We start from the raw sequence: 342 nt of genomic DNA on the forward strand, positions 1-342 counted from the left end.
CCGCTCTGCTAAAAGGCATCTCAAGAAAATAAGTGGTAACGAAAGACGCTTTAAAAAAGATATCAACCACTGCATAACTAAATCGATCGTTCAAACTGCAAAAGACACAAACAGGGCTATTGCCATTGAAAATCTTAAGGGCATTAGAACCAACAGCACGGTTAACAAAACAGTAAAAACAGCTATCGGCAAATGGGCTTTCGATGAATTGGGAAATTTCCTCAAATACAAAGCTACTCTCGCAGGTATTCCAGTATTTGAAGTAGACCCAAAAAACACATCAATAGAATGCTCGATGTGTAGACACATTGACAAAAAGAACAGAAAAACTCAATCAGAGTT

General features: G+C 37.7%; 1 protein-coding gene. It reads left to right on the forward strand.

Features of this window, described 5'->3' with window-relative positions:
• The coding region (locus tag CUN85_RS12865) for an IS200/IS605 family accessory protein TnpB-related protein (RefSeq protein ID WP_167848895.1) at window positions 1-342 on the forward strand (342 nt) is incomplete at both ends.

It is taken from the genome of Methanolobus halotolerans, from assembly GCF_004745425.1.
Taxonomy (GTDB): domain Archaea; phylum Halobacteriota; class Methanosarcinia; order Methanosarcinales; family Methanosarcinaceae; genus Methanolobus; species Methanolobus halotolerans.